This window comes from Frankia sp. AiPs1 (assembly GCF_023716945.1).
GTDB lineage: Bacteria > Actinomycetota > Actinomycetes > Frankiales > Frankiaceae > Frankia.
Genome location: NZ_JAMQQF010000674.1, coordinates 1 through 2,920, shown reverse-complemented (window position 1 = coordinate 2,920; position 2,920 = coordinate 1). Strand labels below are relative to the sequence as shown.

Sequence of the window (2,920 nt, the reverse complement as noted above, 5' to 3'; positions counted from 1 at the left end):
CGCGGGGGGCGGTGGGCCGGGCCCCCGGTGCCCGGGCCCGCGCGACGACCATCGCCTCGTGCCCGCGGTCGCGTAGATGCTCCAGGACTCGGCACACCGTGTTCGTCACCCCGTCGACGTGGGGGAGGAACGACTCGGTGATCACGGCTACGCGCACACCGAGGACGGTGACAGGGCATGGAGCCGTCCCGCGGACGGCCAGCCGACCGATACGTGAACGTTCCCGCACAGCTTCGTGCTGGAAAGCATCGCCCGGGCCGAGCGGTCGCGGACCGGGGTGGGCCGGGCCCATGGCGGGGTGCAGCGCCCGATCACGGCCGTTTTCCCCGCGACCGGGTGAGGAGGATATTGGGAGGGGCAGGGCGGGCGCGGGCGGGGACGAACCGGACAGAGAGAACCAATCGAGGTGCACAGGTGATGTTCAAACGCCGGGAGACGGTGCTCATCACGTCCGCCGGTCGGTCCCGGCAGTCCGATATCCACCGCCGGGAGCGGCGTTACCTGGCCTCGATGCTGCTCCGGGTCGTCTGCTTCGTGCTCGCCGTGGTCGCCTTCCACGGCTGGCTGCGGTTCATCGCGGTCGCGATCGCCGTCATCCTGCCCTGGGTCGCGGTCGTCGTGGCCAACGGCGGCCCGCCCCCCGAGCGCGACCGACCCGCCACCTTCGATCCGGTGCGGGCGGTGCAGGACGCGCCGGCGGCGCTGACCGCCGATCCCCACCGCGTGGTCGACAGCGACGGCTGGGTCGACGACGCGGGCTGGGTGCACGGCCGACCCTCGGCGGCGCCGGGCGGCGCGTGGTCCGCGACGGCGGACGCGGCCTCCGAGTATCCGGCCGACGCGGAGCCCGCCGGTGCTTCGTCGCCTGCTGAACCCTCCGCGCGGGCTGATCCCGATCCCGCGGCCGACGCCCCGGCGCGGTGACCTTCGTCAGCTTCACCACGGACTACGGTCTCGCGGACGGTTTTGTGGCGGCGTGCCATGGGGTGATCCTGCGGATGGTGCCGACGGCCCGCATCGTCGACGTCACCCACCTCGTGCCGCCGGGCGATGTGCGCCGCGCGGCGGCGGTGCTCGCCCAGACCGTCGACTCGCTGCCGCGCGGGGTGCACTTGGCGGTGGTGGACCCGGGAGTGGGTACGGCGCGCCGGGCGGTGGCGGTGCGCGCGGCCGGCGGGCACCTCGTCGGCCCCGACAATGGTCTGCTGATCGCGGCGGCCGAGCGGCTCGGCGGCGTCGAGGCGGCGGTGACACTGCCGGTGCCGGCTGCGGCGCCCGCGACGTTCCACGGCCGCGACGTGTTCGCACCCGCCGCCGCCGAGCTCGCCCGGGGGACGGAACTGACGGCGCTTGGCGCGCCGCTCGACCCGGCGACACTCGTCCGCCTGCCCGCCCCGCACGCCCGGCTGCGATCGGACGGGGTGCTCGAGGCCGAGGTGCTGCTCGTCGACACCTTCGGCAACGTCCAGCTCGCCGCCGAGGGGCCGTTGCTCGCCGAGGCCGGGCTGCGACCGTCCGGCCGGGCGCTGGTCTGGGCCGCCACCCCCGACGCCGGTCCATCGCTCGGCGCGGCCGGCGGAACCTCCGCGACCGAGCTGGCGGTCGGGGTGACGTTCGGGTCGGTGGCACCCGGCGAGCTGGTGCTCTACGTGGACGCCGCGGGCATGGCCGCGATCGCGGTCCGCGACGGCGACGCGGCCCGCACCCTGGCCGTCGCCCCGGCGGACCGGCTCGCGCTGTGTCGGGCGGGCGCCTCGGCAGCAGGCGCCTCGGCAGCGGGTGCCTGGGCCTGAGCGGCGCCTGGGCCTGAGCGGCCGCCTGGGCCCAGGCGGGCGCCGAGCCTGGCTGGGGCGCCGGGGCCTGAGCGGGTCTGGGCCGTTCGTGAGTCAGCAGAAGCCGGGGACGGCCTGCCAGCTGGGGCCCGGGTCGGGCGCGTCGTCGCGCAGCACCGTCCCCTCGATCCGCCCGTAGGGACGGTCCGGCGCCTGGTAGACGACGTCCGGGTTGTCCAGACCGAACGGCTCGAGGTCGACCAGGAAGTGATGCTTGTTCGGCATCGACATCCGGACCTCGGCGACCTGGGGGAAAGCGGTCAGGGCCGCCTCGCCCATCCGGTAGAGCGTCTGCTGCAGCGCCAGGCTGTGGACGTCGGCGAACGTGCTGACCAGCGTCTCGCGGACACCGTCGAACAGCGGTCCGAAGTCATGATCGGCCCCGATGTAACGCCAGCGGGCCGTCACCTCGGTCGCGAGGATGCGGTCGGTGGTCTCGGCCAGCGTCGTGTAGTTGTCCCGGGGAAATCCCCAGAACTCCGAACCGGTCGACTTGAGCACGACCAGCCCGGCGAGTCCGGAAACGACGAACGCGGCGTCGCCGTCCACCGTGACGACCGTCGTCCGTCTTTCCCCACCGGCCCGACTGAATGCGTGGTCATGCGGCGCCCCACCGACCTGTATCCGATTCCAATGGTATTTCTCGATCTCTATCCGGGCCCCGTCGATCCACGGGAAGGAGTCGACGAAATGCCGGCCGAGTCGGCTCGCGAAATCCTCGATCTGGCCGATTCCATGCTCCCGCGCGAAGGCGTAGACGGTGTTCTTCTGCGCATCGGTGGTGAGGACGTGGGAGTTGTCGCCGGTCAGGTGCGCCGCGGCGAAGTCGCCGCGAAGCGCGGTGGACACGTTCAGATCGGTGAGCTGATGCACCGGACCCGTGCGGTCCACGTGGACGAGACGGATCTCCGCCTTGCCGAACTGGTTCGGTCCAAGCACGATCGCCATCGAGCCTCCCTGGTCGCGGGGACGTACGTGCCCTCGGTGAGGGTCGCCCAGCGACGAGTCTGATCCGGTCCCCGCCGGGCCCGGCGCGGCCCGGCACGCGGCGCCGCGACCCGCGCGGCCCGACGGTGTCTCCGAACGCC

At 73.5% G+C, this 2,920-nt stretch carries 3 protein-coding genes and 1 pseudogene; 2 read left to right on the top strand and 2 right to left on the bottom strand.

Annotated features, from left to right (window positions below; translation table 11 throughout):
• Positions 1-157, bottom strand: a pseudogene (locus tag ND748_RS35175) (glycosyltransferase family 1 protein); the annotation flags it as partial.
• Positions 158-417: 260 nt separating this feature from the next.
• Between ND748_RS35175 and ND748_RS29215 the strand changes: the two are divergent.
• Both ND748_RS29215 and ND748_RS29210 read left to right on the top strand, forming a co-directional pair.
• The gene (locus tag ND748_RS29215) at positions 418-924 is read left to right on the top strand and encodes a DUF3099 domain-containing protein (RefSeq protein ID WP_251749418.1); all 507 of its coding nucleotides are present in this window, start codon (positions 418-420) and stop codon (positions 922-924) included.
• Entirely contained in the window at positions 921-1,793 is an 873-nt protein-coding gene (locus tag ND748_RS29210; protein ID WP_251749417.1) for an SAM-dependent chlorinase/fluorinase, read from the top strand. The genes ND748_RS29215 and ND748_RS29210 overlap by 4 nt, the downstream gene beginning before the upstream one ends.
• A gap of 93 nt (positions 1,794-1,886) precedes the next feature.
• On the opposite strand, the gene pucL is transcribed toward ND748_RS29210, so the two are convergent.
• Positions 1,887-2,780 (bottom strand): factor-independent urate hydroxylase, encoded by an 894-nt coding sequence (gene pucL, locus ND748_RS29205; protein WP_251749416.1) that lies wholly within the window; start codon positions 2,778-2,780, stop codon positions 1,887-1,889.
• Positions 2,781-2,920: the final 140 nt, after the last annotated feature.